The organism is Alteripontixanthobacter muriae, from assembly GCF_013336795.1.
In the GTDB taxonomy this organism is placed as follows: Bacteria; Pseudomonadota; Alphaproteobacteria; order Sphingomonadales; family Sphingomonadaceae; genus Pseudopontixanthobacter; species Pseudopontixanthobacter muriae.
Window position 1 is genome coordinate 15,775 of the sequence record NZ_JAAFZT010000039.1, and the last position, 15,561, is coordinate 31,335.

12 protein-coding genes and 2 pseudogenes are annotated in these 15,561 nt (G+C 54.6%); 8 read left to right on the forward strand and 6 right to left on the reverse strand.

What is annotated here, in order from left to right:
* The first annotated feature begins 14 nt into the window (after positions 1–14).
* From G7A66_RS12795 to G7A66_RS12810, 4 genes are all read left to right on the forward strand, one after another.
* Positions 15–650 carry a polysaccharide biosynthesis/export family protein gene (locus tag G7A66_RS12795; protein WP_206675216.1) on the forward strand — a complete coding sequence of 212 codons (636 nt, stop codon included), beginning with the start codon at positions 15–17 and terminating at the stop codon, positions 648–650.
* A gap of 92 nt (positions 651–742) precedes the next feature.
* Entirely contained in the window at positions 743–1,966 is a 1,224-nt protein-coding gene (locus G7A66_RS12800; RefSeq protein WP_206675217.1) for a hypothetical protein, read from the forward strand.
* Positions 1,963–3,381 (forward strand): Wzz/FepE/Etk N-terminal domain-containing protein, encoded by a 1,419-nt coding sequence (locus G7A66_RS12805; RefSeq protein ID WP_174296083.1) that lies wholly within the window; start codon positions 1,963–1,965, stop codon positions 3,379–3,381. Before G7A66_RS12800 ends, G7A66_RS12805 begins: the two co-directional genes overlap by 4 nt.
* 22 nt (positions 3,382–3,403) lie before the next feature.
* Positions 3,404–4,180, forward strand: coding sequence for a CpsD/CapB family tyrosine-protein kinase (locus tag G7A66_RS12810; protein ID WP_174296084.1), 777 nt, complete (start codon positions 3,404–3,406; stop codon positions 4,178–4,180).
* A gap of 143 nt (positions 4,181–4,323) precedes the next feature.
* On the opposite strand, the gene G7A66_RS12815 is transcribed toward G7A66_RS12810, so the two are convergent.
* Together G7A66_RS12815 and G7A66_RS12820 are read right to left on the reverse strand one after the other, a co-directional pair.
* Positions 4,324–5,043, reverse strand: coding sequence for a glycosyltransferase family 4 protein (locus tag G7A66_RS12815; RefSeq protein ID WP_206675218.1), 720 nt, complete (start codon positions 5,041–5,043; stop codon positions 4,324–4,326).
* 485 nt (positions 5,044–5,528) lie between these two features.
* Positions 5,529–6,500, reverse strand: coding sequence for a glycosyltransferase (locus tag G7A66_RS12820; RefSeq protein ID WP_174296086.1), 972 nt, complete (start codon positions 6,498–6,500; stop codon positions 5,529–5,531).
* Positions 6,501–6,763: 263 nt separating this feature from the next.
* On the opposite strand from G7A66_RS12820, the gene G7A66_RS12825 reads away from it, so the two are divergent.
* The 3 genes and pseudogenes from G7A66_RS12825 to G7A66_RS12835 form a co-directional block, all read left to right on the forward strand.
* On the forward strand, positions 6,764–7,591 hold the full coding sequence (locus tag G7A66_RS12825; RefSeq protein WP_174296087.1) for a hypothetical protein: 828 nt from the start codon (positions 6,764–6,766) through the stop codon (positions 7,589–7,591).
* 254 nt (positions 7,592–7,845) lie between these two features.
* Positions 7,846–8,554 (forward strand): annotated as a pseudogene (locus tag G7A66_RS12830) (transposase); the annotation flags it as partial.
* Positions 8,555–8,564: 10 nt separating this feature from the next.
* A pseudogene (locus tag G7A66_RS12835) lies at positions 8,565–8,885 on the forward strand (transposase); the annotation flags it as partial.
* Between the two features lie 62 nt (positions 8,886–8,947).
* Here G7A66_RS12835 and G7A66_RS12840 read toward each other — a convergent pair.
* Together G7A66_RS12840 and G7A66_RS12845 are read right to left on the reverse strand one after the other, a co-directional pair.
* Positions 8,948–9,838: an FkbM family methyltransferase gene (locus G7A66_RS12840; RefSeq protein WP_174296088.1), complete on the reverse strand. Its 891-nt coding sequence runs from the start codon at positions 9,836–9,838 to the stop codon at positions 8,948–8,950.
* 76 nt (positions 9,839–9,914) lie between these two features.
* Positions 9,915–10,490, reverse strand: a complete 576-nt coding sequence (locus G7A66_RS12845) for a glycosyltransferase family 25 protein (RefSeq protein ID WP_174296089.1) — start codon at positions 10,488–10,490, stop codon at positions 9,915–9,917.
* 445 nt (positions 10,491–10,935) lie between these two features.
* Here G7A66_RS12845 and G7A66_RS12850 point away from each other — a divergent pair, with 445 nt between their 5' ends.
* Positions 10,936–12,000 (forward strand): acyltransferase family protein, encoded by a 1,065-nt coding sequence (locus G7A66_RS12850; protein ID WP_206675219.1) that lies wholly within the window; start codon positions 10,936–10,938, stop codon positions 11,998–12,000.
* 610 nt (positions 12,001–12,610) lie between these two features.
* Here the strand turns inward: G7A66_RS12850 and G7A66_RS12855 are convergent.
* Together G7A66_RS12855 and G7A66_RS12860 are read right to left on the reverse strand one after the other, a co-directional pair.
* The gene (locus G7A66_RS12855; RefSeq protein ID WP_206675220.1) at positions 12,611–13,444 is read right to left on the reverse strand and encodes a transposase; all 834 of its coding nucleotides are present in this window, start codon (positions 13,442–13,444) and stop codon (positions 12,611–12,613) included.
* Between the two features lie 108 nt (positions 13,445–13,552).
* A complete protein-coding gene (locus G7A66_RS12860) occupies positions 13,553–14,863 on the reverse strand; it encodes an O-antigen ligase family protein (RefSeq protein WP_174296091.1) in 1,311 nt (436 codons plus the stop codon).
* Between the last annotated feature and the right edge of the window lie 698 nt (positions 14,864–15,561).

Consider the following 15,561-nt stretch of genomic DNA (forward strand, 5'->3'; position numbering starts at 1 on the left):
AATTGGAGGATTAAATGAAAGAACTCTGCCGATATATAGGAACATTTTCGCTCTGTGCAGTGGTTGTCGCTTCGCCAGCCGCCGCGCAAGAAGCGCAGAGTTTGCAATCGCAGAGTGTCCAATCTCAACCGGCTACTAGCATCTCCACCTACGAGATTAAGCCCGGAGATCAGATTGAGGTCTATGTGTGGGGAGAGGAGCGGCTTCAGCGTAGTATGAGCGTTCTCCCGGATGGAAGTATAGCTTTCCCGCTAGTGGGCCAGGTTGCTGCTGCGGGCCGCTTGCCGCAGGAACTCGAGACAGTCATCAGGGATGCGTTAAGCTCGCAATACCGCGGCGAGGTCCCGCAGGTCACCGTTTCGGTGCTTACGCCAGCCCCTATGCAGTTCACTGTGCTGGGGAGAGTGGGGTCGCCGGGTACTTTTGAGACAGCACGGGACATCAACGTGATTGAGGCGCTGAGCTTGGCAGGGGGCGGGACCGTGTTCGCTAACCTAGACCGCATCACCATCATTCGTAAGGGCGCTGATGGCCTAAGGGTGTTAGAGGCAAATATCAAACCTTTGATGCGGGGTAGGGTGGATGCGGCTGATCTTGAGCGCGCCAACATCGTACAGATCGAAGCAGGCGACACGATTATCGTCCCATGAGCGAGCGGGACCTGACAAAAGCGCAGTGGCTGCGCAGGAGTGGCTTGGCGACCGTAATGGCGCTAGCGATTTCGCCACCGGCATATGCACAGGTGCGCGGCGCTGTCGATGTATCGGCTCAAGCCAATGTGGGCTCGAGCCCATTCCTCGAGGAGAGCAATGACGAAGGGCCAGTCTCTATAAGGTTACAGGTCAGCCCCTCGATTTTTTACGAAGACGACAATACTACTACTGCAGTACTACGGGGATTTGTTGCTGTTGACAGTTATGACGTCGAGAATGGCACGCTGGGGGCATTGGGACTGACTGCCAGTGCCCAGCGCGAAGTCAGCGAAAGAACATCCATAGGTCTGAACGCTTCGGTCAGATCTACTCGATCGCCCGTCCGCGATTTTCTGCTGAACCCCACGTTCTCGCAGGAAGTCTCTCCTACTATTGAATCAGGAATCGATGAAACGGATCCTGGAGCCTTTGGAGTACTGGATCCAGAAGCGCTAGATACTGCCGTGTTGGTTGAACTTGATCCTGATCTTATCGAGGCAGGGATTCGAGGCCGGACGAGCAGTTACCAAGCAGGAGTATCGCTCTCTCATACGCTTAGCTCCGTCGATTCTTTCTCGCTGGGCGCTTCGGTGAGGTTCAACAATTCTGGTGACGTGGCTGGGTCCGATTACCGCTCGGACAGGTTCACAGGCTCGTACAGGCGCACTCTCTCCAGTAGAACCGCCCTAGACGCCGGCGTGGTTGTTGGGTTTGCAGACTACGAAGAAGGCAGCGGTTTGACGAGGGGGGACGGCACCTTCATTACTCCGACAGTGGGTATTTCGCATCAGTTTAGCGAAACGCTGACTGGCAGCCTCAGCGTGGGCGTATCGATTACTGAAGTGGAAGGGCCTGAGGGATCAAACGAGAGTAACGTGGGTTTCGCCGGCAGCTTCAGCTTGTGCCAAGCGCAATTCAGCGGGAATCTTTGCGCGACCGCGGCCCGCAGTGCTCAAGCGACGGCCTTCGGAGGAGTTACTTCGGTCACTTCTGCGGCAGTTAACTACGGCCAAGCACTCAGTTTGCGGGACAGCATCGATGTCTCCGCCCGTTACAGTCGTAGAGGGCCCAGCGCTTCGCCGGCGGAAACGGAATTCGACGGCTCCCGCAGTGTGTTTGCGGCGACAGCGGGGTACAATCGGATGCTCGCGCCGCGACTTTATGCTTTTGTAAAGCCCAGTTACGCTAGGACCTTCGGGGGAGAACTTTCTGGAGGCAGGGAAAATTATCAAATTAGCTTCGGCATCCGCTATCGATTTGGAATTCTACGATGAATGACTTTTCTGCAGCCGAGTACGGAGAAGAGCCGGCATCGGGAAACTTCCTAGAGCAGCTTCCATCTATCTTGTGGCACCGTCGCTGGTGGATTATCGTTCCTACTCTGCTAGGCGCCATTGCTGCCGCCGCAGCCTACTTTGTGATTCCTCCTGTATATCAATCCAATGCTGTAATGCTGGTGGAGTCGCCGCAATTGCCAGAATCGGTGATCGGGACGACAAAGGGCGAACTGGTTCAGCGGAGAATTGCGCGTATTCGCGAGCAAGTTACGAGCCGACCTGCTCTACTCTCGATGATTGAGCAACACGGTCTCTATCAAGATCAGAGGCAGTCGCAGCCGCTTTCGGAACTTATCCAGCGCATGCGAGACGCGATCACCATTGCACCTGCAGCGGGTGGGGACGACGAAAGCGCCATCGCTTTCCAGATTTCGTTTGAATATCAGGAGCCTGCACCTGCTCAAGCAGTGGCTCAGGATTTGATGGATGATGTCCTGGAGCTCGATTACAGCGGCACCCTCGAGCAAGCGACTGGCACCGTTCAATTTTTGGCTGATCAAGCAGCCGTCTTGGAGCAACAGATTGCACAGCTTCAAGGGCAAATCTCCTCCGTCAAGGCGCAGTACGGAGGCGTCCTCGGCGGTGGAGGTCTGATGGTGGGCGCAGACCCGACGAGCTATGACATGCAGATCGCCTCGCTCCAGCGCGATAATGCCAGCTTGATGGCCCAGAAAAACATCGCTCTCGGATCTGATGAGCGCTCCCCGGTTGTGCAGCAGGCTGAGTCCGCGCTGGCGGCCGCACGCGCCGTTTACGCCGAAAGCCATCCCGACGTTATCTTTGCCAAGCAGAGGCTAGCAGAAGCAAGGGAGCTGGCGAAGCAGAACGTTGACCGGCTTCCGCTGGAAGGGGTCAACCAGCAGATTGCTAACAACAATTCACAAATAGCGACACTACGTGCCGCAAAGGAGCGGGCTCAATCGCAGATCGCTGCTAGCATGGCCAATCAGGCGAGACAGCCGCTTGTTCAGCAGCAGATTTCCGAACTAGAACAGGAGCTATCCGTTCTGGACAGTCAATACCAGTCGGTACAGGACCAGCTTCTTGAAGCAAGGACAGGGGTACGGGCTGAGGATGAGCAGATGGGCGAACGGCTCGTCGTTGTAGACCCGCCGGTCGTTCCAGATGCTCCCGTCCGTCCGAATAGGTTGCTGATCACTGCGGCCGGTTTAGGCGGCGGCTTGGCATTAGGATTTTTGCTGGCCTTGGCTATCGAACTGTTCTTGAGGCCTATTCGTGATCCAAAGACGTTACAAGGGATCACGGGGGCTGCACCGCTGGCCGTCGTGCCGGTCATCAAGTCTCGCTCGAGGCGGCGTTCAGTAGCATTTTGGCGTCGCTCGCCGAGCTGACGAGCAGATAAGGATTGTGGAAATGGCGGAATTCGACCCCGCTCCCATCAACAGCGACCATCTCGAGATTGAGGGGCTGCAGGTTGTTCAACCCCGCAGGGGCGTGGTTGAAAACAACAGGATTGTAGGCTTCAACAGCCGAGACAAGCGTTCGCGGCCGTTCAACTTAATGCGAACTCAGCTCGCGAAGCAGTTTACTGAGGAGCAGATACGGCTGATCGGTGTGACATCAGCCACGCCTGCCGCTGGTAAGTCCTTCTTGTCAGTCAACCTTGCTGCCTCCCTCTCAAGAGTTCTTCAAGTTCCTACGTATCTGGTGGACCTTGATCTTCGCCGAGGGAGCGTTGCGGAGGAACTTGGTATCGAGTTTGAGAATGGAATTAGCGACTACTTGCTAGGTGAAGACCTGAAGCTCCGAGACACTGGGTTGAGGCTCGAGGGCACAAAGATGGCCGTGTTTCCTACCCGTACAGTCTCCATCGATTCAGCTCAGGCGATCGCGGGTGGCAAATACGATGCCCTTGTACAAACCATGCGAAACAAGACTGCCGGAGCGGTCGTCATCTTTGATTTGCCGCCGGTATTCGCAAATGATGATGCGGTGCTCAGCACGCGGCTGCTCGATGGGTATATCATGGTAATCGACAGCGGAAAGACTACTCGCCGCCAGCTAACCGACTCCATGGAAATGCTCAATCCTGTGCCATGTCTCGGCACGGTGCTGAACCGGTATGCGGGCGGAATTCTCGATAGTTACGGATACGGCTCGGCCAGCTATGATCAATACTACTCTGATTAAATTCAGGGCTTTTGAGTTCAAGATTACCAAGGAACGTGGAACTTGAAAGTGACCGGCTGAATTCGAGCAGCGCAAGGGCTCGTCAAGGACGTCTATTTTTAGGAGGCAAAGCTTGGTGGCCGAGTCCATCCTGCTCTAAGCGTTCAAGCAGGAGGCTCGTCGTACTTGGTTTCCACGCCGCAGAAGAGTTCTGCCAAGGGCTGCACGGCTTTGTTGATTTCGTACTCTTGCTCGATCGTCTTACGCGCATTTGTGCCGAGACGATGACGAGCCTGCGGGTCAACCGCCAAGTCAAACATCTTTTGTTCAAGCTGGCGCCAATCACCCGGTCTGAATAGAAGCCCGTTTGTGCCGTCCTCGACCAACTCAGGAATGCCGGCCACGTGACTTGCCACGACGGGTTTACCGAGCGCCATGGCTTCCATCAGCACCACCGGTAGGCCCTCCATCAGACTCGGAAGCACAAGTATATCGTTTTCGGCTATCTTCTGAAGGGTCGCTTCTTCTGGCAGAGCGCCGTGGAGATGGATCTTATTCGTTTTTCCAGACTGAACGAGGCGGTTCGCGATCTCTTCGCGGAGCGGGCCATCTCCCACAATGTCCAGCTCGGCAATGATCCCCTGAGCGAGGAGGGAGTCAAACGCATCTAGAAGGCCAGGATAGCCTTTTTCGGCTGAAAGGCGCCCGACGCAAACGAATCGCACCGCTTGAGAGGAACCGATGCCGGCGATTTCCGGAAGCTTCTGCAAATCAACACCGCACCTGACGATATGGAACTTCTTCCATTCTGAACTTTCAACTCTTCGCATACCCTGCGCGCGCATGAACCAGCTCGCGCATGCGACGAAGGTGGCTTGGGACAACTTGCCAGCGAGAAGATTTCCTGCAGGGGGGTCCGTTTCCGATATGCCGTGAAGGGTTAGGCTCCAAGGGATGGAAAGATAGCTAGACGCGAGCAGCCCGACTGTCGCCCCGCTGTTCGCGAAGTGACTATGAAGGTGTGTGACTTCGGCCTCTTCCAAGAGACGGCAGAGGACCAGCGCTTCAATGAAATGGAATTGAGACCAGAGAAGGCCCCTCAAACCAAGCTGTCGGTGTTGTAGAGCAAGCCTCCAAGTACGCAAGAAGCGGCGTGGTCTCCGTAGAGCATGCAAGAGGGAAGCAACATATTGGCCAAGCGGACGCCCGAGTAAGTTCTCAACCTCTTCCGCTTCGATCCTTTGATCTAAACCAGGCCGAACGCTAAAAGGCGATATTGTGAAGCCCTGCAAGCGAAGCGCGGCAATCTCCCGGCGTATAAAGGTGTGTGAAGGTGCCGGGTATTGGCTTGCGAGATATGCGATCCGCTTCACTTGTAGTATATTGCCTTAAGTGGTCTGAAAGTTAACAGGCTGAAAGCGTAGCGTAACGCGCCAAGGCTTTCTGCGGCTTTCCCCAGCAGGAGGTGCAAAGATTCAGCGGGGCCACTGCGCGAGGCGAGCCGCACGAACTGCCCAAGCCAGAGAGCCGGAATGACTGAAAGGGCGAGGGGCCCTAACCAGATTGAAAAAGTCATTCCTAATATCGGCACACCGAATGTCCAGCCGAAGGCGCGGACGAGCTCCCTGAAGTAGAGCCCTGATGAAAAGCTCTTTCCAGTTTTGTGCCAGACTTGCGCATAGCCAAAGCCGCTTCTCATGGCTCGTTTCCACCATTGAGCGAAATGGTGCATATCAGCATCGTGAATGCTCATAGGATGGTCGATGCGCCAAATTCGCCAACTGCCCTCACGCAATCGGTGGCAAAGCTCGGGCTCCTCTCCTGCGATTAATAAAGGGTCATAGAATCCACACTGCCGCAGGGAAGACATTCTGAAGAGAGCATCTCCACCACATGCCGCCGTTTCGCCGATCGGTGTATCCCATTCCTGGTCGCAGATCCGGTTATAGAGGCTTGCATCAGGATAGCGCTCTCGCCTCCTGCCGCATACCGCCGCACAAGTAGCGTTGCTTTCTATAAACTTGATGGCTTCGGGCAGCCAACTTGAATCAAGCTCGCAGTCACCGTCTATAAATTGGACAAATTGCACATTCGGCGTTCTTTTTGCCATTTCCTCTAAACCGGCGTTTCTTGCCCGTGCGGCCGTGAATGGCATATTTAGATCCAGGTGAATCACGTCAGCGCCGTGGCTCTCGGCAAACTGAGCACTGCCGTCAGTCGACGCACTGTCGACATATACCACGGCGAGGTCGCTTGGAAGCGAGCGCAAACATCGCTTCAGCCGCTCACCTTCGTTGCGGCCAATTACAATTATTCCGATCGTGGGTAGCTCATTAATCATCTGAGTGCACCACCGATCTCCTGCAGCATATTAGCGCCAAGCTTCGGCTTCCCTCATGACAAAAATGCCGGATGTTGTCACTTGATCGTTTAAGCATTCGGCTCAGTGCTGCAAGTCGCCTTCTGCCGCCTTCGGAGGCCATTGGAAAAGCCGCATACCAGATTGCCTATAACTCACGCGTTCCATTTTCTAGCTTACCACTGACAATTAGCGGAACGGTGCTAAGGCAAACTTAGCCAGGATAGATAGACGGAGATTAAGAGTTGGAAGAAACCTCGCGCACGAACATCAATGGTGCCTCCGGGAGCGACCCGCTTGTTGATCTACATTCTCTCTGGGTGGGGCCGAGTCTCGGCTATCTTGAGCGCCTTTGCCTTGCATCGGCCGGAGCTGCGGGTCACAACCTGACTTTGTGGACCTATGAGCCTAAGCAGTTGAAGGGAGTACCAGAAGGAACGTCGGTTCGGGACGCAGCCGAAATAATGCCATTTGAGAGGCTGCTCCGCTATCGCGATACTGGTTCGGTCGCATTGGGAGCGAATCTCTGGCGCATCGAACTTCTCGCAACCGGTCTAGGATGCTGGGTCGACATGGACTTTATCTTCCTTAAGCCGCTCGCCTTCAACGATCCGTACATTTTCGGTTGGGAATACGAAAACTGGATAAACAATGCCGTTCTTTATGCGCCCAAAGGTTCTCAGATGGTGCGTGATTTACAGGCAATACCTCAACCTAATACGCGCCCTCCCTGGTGGGGGCCGCGGCGCTCGCTCCAATTCTACTGGTCGCGTTTTCGTCGGGGGCGGCTGGATCTAGAGGACTATCCTTGGGGAACTTTCAGCGCCGGGCTGGTGACGCATGTCGTTAAGAAGAATAAGCTCCAAAGGTACGCTCAACCTCCAGAGGTGTTTTATCCTATTCGCTGGAGCGAGGCACGAATGTTGTACGGTCCGGCAGAAGCTATCGAGCAAAAGCTGACTGAAGATACCTGTGCGGTACATATGTGGCATTCACGCCTTGAAGGTTTGCGCGACAAGCAGCCACCTGCCGGAAGCTACATAGAAAAAATGTGTAATCAATTCAATGTCTGAGCGAACCGGAAGTGATGCGGATCAGTCTCGAACGGCCCGCAGCGGTCGATTGCCTCCGAGGATGCTTATTGCGCACGCGCACTCATTTGGTCAGGCGAACACACACACATCCTCTGATGTGTAGTCTGCCTGCACCCTGATCACTACTTCCACGACAGATCTCAGCGTGTGTTCCCCGTCAGCACCCATGGCACAGATGCGAGGTTGTGATGAAAGGAGGGTTTGGGTCTCGTCGTAGTGACGAAGGAACGAAGATGAGGCCCAAACCCTCCAATACAGGATCGCGCGCCAAGGCTCCTGCGGAAGCGGTAGCGAAGGACATCCGCCGTGCCACTCGACGCCATTTCTCGGCCGAGGACAAGATCTGGATCGTTCTGGATGGCCTGCGCGGCGAAGACAGCATCGCCGAGCTGTGCCGCAGGGAGGGCATTGCCCAGAGCCTGTATTACACTTGGTCAAAGGAGTTCATGGAAGCTGGCAAGCGCCGCTTGGCGGGCGATACTGCCGTGCGGCGACCAATGACGAGGTGAAGGATCTGCGCCGTAAATCGCGCGATCTGAAGGAATGCGTCGCCGATCTGACGCTTGAGAACCGGCTGCTCAAAAATGCATGCTGGCGGATGGGGCAGACCAAAAATGAGGTATCTCAAGGCGGACCTTCTACTGCTGGTGTGACCAATACCGCGATGACGGGCCGGGGGGGGGGCGGACTTGCCGAGCGGCCATCGGCGCCGAGCCGGGTGTGGAAACGTATCCCGTCCGAAATCCATGACGAGATTATCGAGTTGGCGCTGGAGCAGTCCGTGCTGAGCCCCGCGAACTGGTGGTGCGCTTCACCGACGAGAAGCGCTACTTCGTGTCGGAAGCCACGCTTTACCGGCTACTCAAGGCCCACGACCTGATTACCAGTCCCGCCTACGTCGTGATCAAGGCTGCCGATCAGTTTCAAACCAAGACCACCTCAAGGCGACTGGTTCGTAGCCTATGTTACCCAGGTCCTCGTGCCCGACCTCAAATCCGGTGACGTCGTCATCATGGATAACCTGTCGAGCCACAAGCGAGCAGCCGTAAAGGAGAAAATCGAGGCGGCGGGTGCTACCCTGCGCTTCCTTCCGCCCTACAGCCCCGACTTCAACCCGATCGAGAAAGCGTTCTCCCGGCTCAAGGCCATGCTGCGCAAGGCTCGGGAACGCACCGTGGGTGGCTTGTGGGACCTGTTCGGCAGGCTCGTCGACATCTTCCAGCCCGATGAGTGCGCCAACTATTTCAAATCCTGCGGTTTTGAACCGGAATGACCGGAATTCGATCTAATGGAGATCTGCATTCGTCAATCTCGAACGAATTATAATTTGCCGATTCATGAGGCCACTTGAGGGACAAGCCATCCTTCATGCATTTTGGCTTTCTCAATCGCCCAAAGCAATCTGGCCGTATCCTCCTCCGGACAGAGTAAGTAGTCGGACATGGCGAGATCATCCTGAATACCAATCTCGTCAATCTGGTCCACCGCTACCAATTCTTCATTGGGTCCATATCGCACACGAAGAATCGTGTAACGTTCAGAGCGCAAAAGGTTTTCGATCTGTACTTGGCGTGAAATGCGATCCTGATTTTGCCGACTGTAGGCTGGAAGAATTTCTACGACAACAAAGGGTCTTTGATCTCGGATCATTACCGTCAGCGCTTCGAGTACAGGAAGTTCCCCACCTTCAACATCAATCTTTATTACAGAGACCTTAGCTGGAAGGAGATCAGCGGGTACATCAGCGAGTGAAAGGACGATTACCGGCTTTCTTGAAAGGGGCTCTCCACGAAAACTAGGCACTAGGCTTGCTGAAGGATCAGTGTCTTCGCTGCGGTACATTTGTAGCATCAGAATTTCTGTCGCGGTACCAATGCCAGCAGGTATGACAGTGTAGGCAAGACTGTTGGCCGCAGCAAGGGAAGCCGCGTAATCAGCGCAGGCAGGGTTCGGTTCGAAGCCGAGGTACTCCCGGGTTGAATCTATTGCGGCGACTTTGAGCATCGTCTGACCGAGGTTGACCCCCACGTCGATGAAAGCGCCCTCTTTAAGTTGAAAGAGCACGCGCAACAAATCGGCCAGCCAAGGTTCCGAAATGTATGTTTTCCGCCCATTCACTATCGGGATTTCGAAGGCTCGTCCGTATGCAATTTCGCGGTAGCTTCGATTGAAGAAGCCAAGCTTCTTCAACATAAAATGAGCTGCTCTGTGCTGTAGACCGGGCATATTTAGCCTCCTATTGGACCGATGTGCAGCTTTCGGTTTGAATGAGCTCGCGCTATCGCGGACCAGTCCGCACTTTTCAGAAAGGATTACGGGGCTGCCAAGCTCGAAGGGTATTTATCAGGCTTTTTACAAGTGGTATTCGATCGTATAGCGCGAGGTCCGCAATATCGCTCCTTGACCGCCGCTGATAAGCGAGCGGAGGTGTAGCGAACTCGGTTTCAATCTCGGGGCGCGCCCGACGAAACCACACGTAAGCAGCGTCGATCGGCGGATGTATACCCTGATATTCGAGCTTCTCGAGATACTGGACCACCATTCGAGCTCCGGTTGCTGAGAACCCCATCATGTGTGCTCCGATGATGTCGCTTGAATGTAGGTCGGAAGGGTCAGAGGCGTAATACCCTCCGTAGAAAAGGTGCCACGATAGCTTAGAGCAATAAGCAGCGGCATCCTGTCGGAAAGTGCAATCATCTTCGAGAATAAGTATAGAATCGCCTGCATTGGCAGCTTGTTTGAGCAGCGCTAGTTGACTTTCGTAAACGCCCCTAGCACCGACTGACGTGAAGTCGCCTTTTTCATCGGGTCTGATCGCGGAGAAAAATTTCACACGTGGATCGTCCGCAACACCGAGCTTCTGCAATTCCCGCGTCATCGCGCGGCGCCTGTCCCGCCTTTCGGGCAGGTTTATTACCCTGATTCGAGCAAAAGTTTGCAGAAACGACATACGGTCCTCAGGCTTAATGGAAGTAAGAACAAACTGCAATCGGCCCCTGTCGATCGCTCGGTCTCGTGGTTGCCCCCTCTTCCATCGTCCGCGCTTGTCTGCCTGCCAGAAAGGTGCGAGCAGAGAATTCCGATGCTTTGTGGGTGCCACGTTCGAAGCTCCGCTAGTGCAATTAGCCAGCTAAGCAGAAAGACATGTCGACCTGAAGCCACTAACGTCTGGGTTAACTGCGGGGAATCATTAGCGATGCGTTTTCAAAGATGTTTAAATTCGCGAGGAGCACAGTTTCGCGGCATAATGCTTCGAGGAAAGGTTCTGCGCCTCAAAGTTTTGGAGATCCACCCTTTAAATGTTAGACTCTTGTGGAGGTAAAATGCCGGCATCTGTGGGGCGCAAGATTGATAGGCTGGATTCGATTCAGATGCTTCGTGCTGTCGCAGCTTCTCTTGTCGTTCTTTTTCACGCCCAACAGGCATTTGCAACCCGGGGTGCAGATACTACCTTCGTTTCGGAAACCTACCTGTTTGGGTTTGGCGCAGTTGGAGTTCACATATTCTTCGTTATCAGCGGATTCATCATGGTTGTGACCGCACGTTTTAAGAGCGGATTTCACTTCAAAGCATTCATCAAGAGAAGATTCTTTCGCGTGTATCCAATCTACTGGATATGTGCGGCCACCTATGTTCTGATGTACTGGGTCATGGGTTCGCCTTATGCTCTTGAAGCGAGCCAGATTTTCGGTGCTATTCTCTTGCTACCCTATGGGGCACCCGCCATTATAGGGCCCGCGTGGACCCTGTCCTACGAAATGTACTTTTACATCTGGTTTGGAATGACGATGGTTTTGGGCCTTAATAGAGGCTTGCTTGTGCTTCTTATCGCTTTCATCCTGATGATGTCTGCTGGTCTGGTTTTACAGCCCTCCGATCCATTTGTTCACCTCGCAACCAGTTCACTACTGGTGGAATTTCTGGCCGGAGCGGCCCTAGGCTGGCTCGCTGTACAAGGTTATCTGCCTCTCCGTTTGGGCGCTGCTTCGCTCACATTATCCTTTGCACTTTTTGGTGCGGGACTGCTTTATGGTTACGATCGCGTTCCTACGGCGATAGTTTGGGGCATCCCCAGCGCACTTCTTGTTGCTGGAGTCGTGTGCCTGGAGCTCAGAAAGGGGGCCAGCACAATGGTGCGCTGGCTAGGCTTACTCGGAGACAGCAGCTACGTGCTTTATCTTATTCACATTCTGATCATCGCTATCGGGCTGAAGGCGGCCGGCAACTGGTTTGAGATCGAAGCGGTCGCTTCCCTTATAGCTGCATTCACCCTATTGCCCGTTTGTATAATCACCGCTGAGTTATTGCACAGGGGGGTAGAACGACCACTACTTAGAGCCCTGAACCCTCGAAGAAAACTCGTTCCGGAACGCCCTGACCTCGGCTAGTACCCTTTTGCTTCACATGTGTGCGAGTTGTAATACTTTGTACAATCGTCGGGTGTTTGGACCCATAATCAGGGTCATGGCGTCGTCGAGACATGATTTGCGGGGCCTCTAGCCAGGAAGCAAGATGTTGAGCGACAAGTTTATTCTCGTCTTGAGATAAGCAGTAGGAAACCGGCTATGCCACTCTTTCGGCAGAATATTCGCGGATTGCCGAGGTTGATGACAGGGGTGCGCTTGAGGTGACGCCTAGGTTTTTTCGACCATGGAGGAGTCGGAAGGGGGTTTCTATGCATCCACACAGCCTTTTCGCTGGCAGAGCACTCGCACCGGTTGAGCAAGGATGGTGATCCGCCTGAGGTTGTGGCGAGCACATTGGCGTTCGGGCTTGGCTAAAGCGGCGGTGCAAAGGACGGTCGGGCGCCATTCAGTTCTGCCTCGATGTCCCAGGTTTTGGTCGTTCAATCAAAGCATAATCTTTCGGATGCGCGCATGGGGTTCATGATCCACGATCGCTTGAGTTAGACGCGGTTGTTACGGCTTCAAGAGGCGCGCAGCCACGGGATAGTTGCGCCTGAAATCAACGGATGAGGCTGAAAGGCGCAGAGTTTCATCACAAAAACGGGCCATGACGCCGCTCAAGGGGCTCCACTCGCGCCCCTGCAACGGCGCGGCCAATCACGCCGACAAACTCGTTGTTGTTGCGGGTGTCCAGCTGGCGCCCGTCGCTGTCTGCAGCCGAGGTCACCGCTGCCTTTCGGATGAACCCAAAGCGCCGATCGATGCTGATATGCGATTTGTAGCCGAACACCGGCGTTGCAATCTGCGGCAGCGGCGTCCCGTCGGGACGATAGCGGATCTTGCCCCCGATCTTGATCGTCCAGCGCGCATCGACATCCTTCTGATGCGCTTTGTTCGGCTTGCCGCGCCAGATCTGCTTGGACGACTTGCCTGCCTTGATGGCGGCCTTTTCTTCCTGCGTATTGCGCTGCTTGGGCGCAGGAACCAGGCTTGCATCGACGATCTGCCCACCCATGGCCAGATACCCGGCCTCGCGCAGCTGCTGCTCGAACGCCTGCATCAGCGCCTCGAGCGTGCCGCTCTCTGTGAGCCGGTTACGGTAGTGACGGATCGTGTTCTCATCGGGCATCGAGCCGCCCAGATCAAAGCCGAAGAAGCGCATCCAACTCAAGCGGTCGCGGATCATGAACTCCATGCGCGCATCTGACAGATTATGCTGCGCCTGGACCACCAGCACCTTGAACATCGCGACCGGATCAAACGCTGGCCGACCGCCCCTGGCTCCGCCCTTATAGCCAAGGCCGCGGGTCAAAAGCGGCCGGAAGCGTTCGAACTCCACCGTGGTCGCGAGAACCTCGAGCGGATCACCGTCCTTGCTCAATCGGTCCAGGTGCTCCGCCAACGAAAACAGGCTGCGTGGCTGCATCGAAACTCTCCATCCAACGCCTCCACAGAATCATAATCAGCTAAACGTCGGTGCCAACTTTCCGTAAAGGCGACCGCTTATCAAACCTCAGAGGACCTTCGGCTCATCTTAATGGGGAGAAGTCCCCGGCAGACGGCGAACCTTTGATCCACTCCGACGGGCTTGTACCAAGCCGGAGATGATTCCAAGGCCAATTGCAAAGATGTACTGAAAAGGAAAAAGGAAAAAGATCCATTCGTAGAAATTATGTACAGCCAGAACAATCATCGCAACTGTTACTCCCAGTACTACATCTCCAACCGGATCCTTAGGGCGAGTGAATGAGAAACGTAGGCCGAGAATAATCGGGCTAGCGAAAAGGCTTATGAGAGCAAATAGTCCGAGCCAGCCTGTTTCTGCCGCGGCGAGCAAATAAGCATTGTGAACGTGAGCGGACAAGCTGCCTCCGCCCCAAGTCACACCCGCCGCCTCGGAGTAGCCTTGACTGTTCGCAACCACGACATATTGATTTGCACCAACTCCGAATGGATTGGCTGCCCACATAAGATTAGCCGCGTCTTCAAATGTCTCGCGTGCCAAGTCACTAGACTCAGCAGCCTCCCCTTCTAATCGCTTTTCTATTCCGCTGATCATCAGAGGAGCTACCAGGATTAAAACCAAACACGCGCCACCGATGGTCTTCCACTTTAAGGCAGTAGGGCGGCGGAAAAGAGAAAGAATGAACAGCAGGCCGATGCCCATAATGACAAATGCTGTCGTACCCCTTGATGCTCCAAGTGCCACCGCTAACAGTGCCGCTGCTACGCCGGCGAACAAGATTCGGTTTTTTGCTCCTGCAAGTAGCATCGCCAAGAGAGGAAGGGTCACAAAATGTAGCATCATACCTAACAGATTCTGGTGCCCCAACGTTCCCGCTGCCTGAAATGTCCCGGAAAATCGCTGATCAATGGCTACTAGCGCCTGAACAATGGCTCCGATGGACAGGCCAATAGCTATCCAATGAAGACCTGATCTATCCTGAACGACGGCAGAGACTGCTACGAATAGGGCCAACATGCGGATGATCTGGAAGACGTAGAATAGAGAGCTCTGCGCGCTTGCAGAGAACATCACCGAGATGCATACGGTGAAGAGATAGGCTAGTAACGGCCAGCGTAATGGAAGGCCTCTCCAACGGATACGGTGAGACAGTAGAATCGCCACAGCGAGGCTGTCGACGACCGTTATGACTGCACCTTTAGCATATCCCGGCCAGCCAGCCCAGTCGATAATTGCTGCGTCGAGGTTAGCCCAGCCCGAAACGAAAGGTAGAAGGCCTACAAGCATATAGCCGTATTTGCGATGGGAGCGGCTTTTCAAAACTTTAAAAAATAATGGAATAGCTATTAGCAGGATCGCGGCTGCTATCATGCTCATCATAGTGTCAAACCTTTTGCTCCTAGCCCCAAATGAGCTGCCGCAATTGCATGAAAACCTAGCTTCTGAAGATTCTGGTGTACGCGCGCCGAGCTACGAGCCAGATGGTTTGACCCCGAGGTTCCGTACCAATCATGCGCAACTTCATTTGTTTGGTGCCTTCATCTGAGCGGAATGGCAACAACCCTGTTCGACGCGCATCAAGGTAGCATGCCAACTATTCTTGGCCGCAGTTTTGTTCTCGAGGCCCGTTTCGGGTCGGAAACCATTGTGATCGTGGAGCTTTTCAGTCGGGGGTGCGAGCGACGTTGCAATCAGTTTTTCGCGCCGGTGAGCGTAGTTTTAGCCTGCTTCGCCGAAGGGACCAAATGCCCAACATTTTTCTGATTGATGATTTGGAAGTCGTTGCGTTTGCGCCGCGCACGCTTCGAGTGTAATTCGGCCACATGGCATTACTCGGATCTGCCCCATTGGTCCTCGCTGCGCTTATGAGTTTGGGCGCAACGAACCGCGTCTTGGAGGCTATCACGGTCTCAGATCCTCCGAAGCTAACTTCTACAAGCGAAGACATGGCGGAACCGTTCCCTTTATCCACGGCTGCGCTTGTCACCAATCCGGACGGCACAGTGGAGGCGCAGATGGTGGCGTCAGGGCTGGATGTCCCTTCGTTTCTAGGTCCTATGCGGCTGGCCGGCTCGGGT

What these genes read in the sequence shown, in the direction of transcription:
- G7A66_RS12795 (WP_206675216.1), top strand. Translation starts at nt 15, where the DNA reads ATGAAAGAACTCTGCCGATATATAGGAACATTTTCGCTCTGTGCAGTG.
- G7A66_RS12810 (WP_174296084.1), top strand. Translation starts at nt 3,404, where the DNA reads ATGGCGGAATTCGACCCCGCTCCCATCAACAGCGACCATCTCGAGATT.
- G7A66_RS12845 (WP_174296089.1), bottom strand. Translation starts at nt 10,490, where the DNA reads ATGACGCGGGAATTGCAGAAGCTCGGTGTTGCGGACGATCCACGTGTG.
- G7A66_RS12860 (WP_174296091.1), bottom strand. Translation starts at nt 14,863, where the DNA reads ATGATGAGCATGATAGCAGCCGCGATCCTGCTAATAGCTATTCCATTA.
- G7A66_RS12855 (WP_206675220.1), bottom strand. Translation starts at nt 13,444, where the DNA reads ATGCAGCCACGCAGCCTGTTTTCGTTGGCGGAGCACCTGGACCGATTG.
- G7A66_RS12820 (WP_174296086.1), bottom strand. Translation starts at nt 6,500, where the DNA reads ATGATTAATGAGCTACCCACGATCGGAATAATTGTAATTGGCCGCAAC.
- G7A66_RS12850 (WP_206675219.1), top strand. Translation starts at nt 10,936, where the DNA reads ATGCCGGCATCTGTGGGGCGCAAGATTGATAGGCTGGATTCGATTCAG.
- G7A66_RS12840 (WP_174296088.1), bottom strand. Translation starts at nt 9,838, where the DNA reads ATGCCCGGTCTACAGCACAGAGCAGCTCATTTTATGTTGAAGAAGCTT.
- G7A66_RS12805 (WP_174296083.1), top strand. Translation starts at nt 1,963, where the DNA reads ATGAATGACTTTTCTGCAGCCGAGTACGGAGAAGAGCCGGCATCGGGA.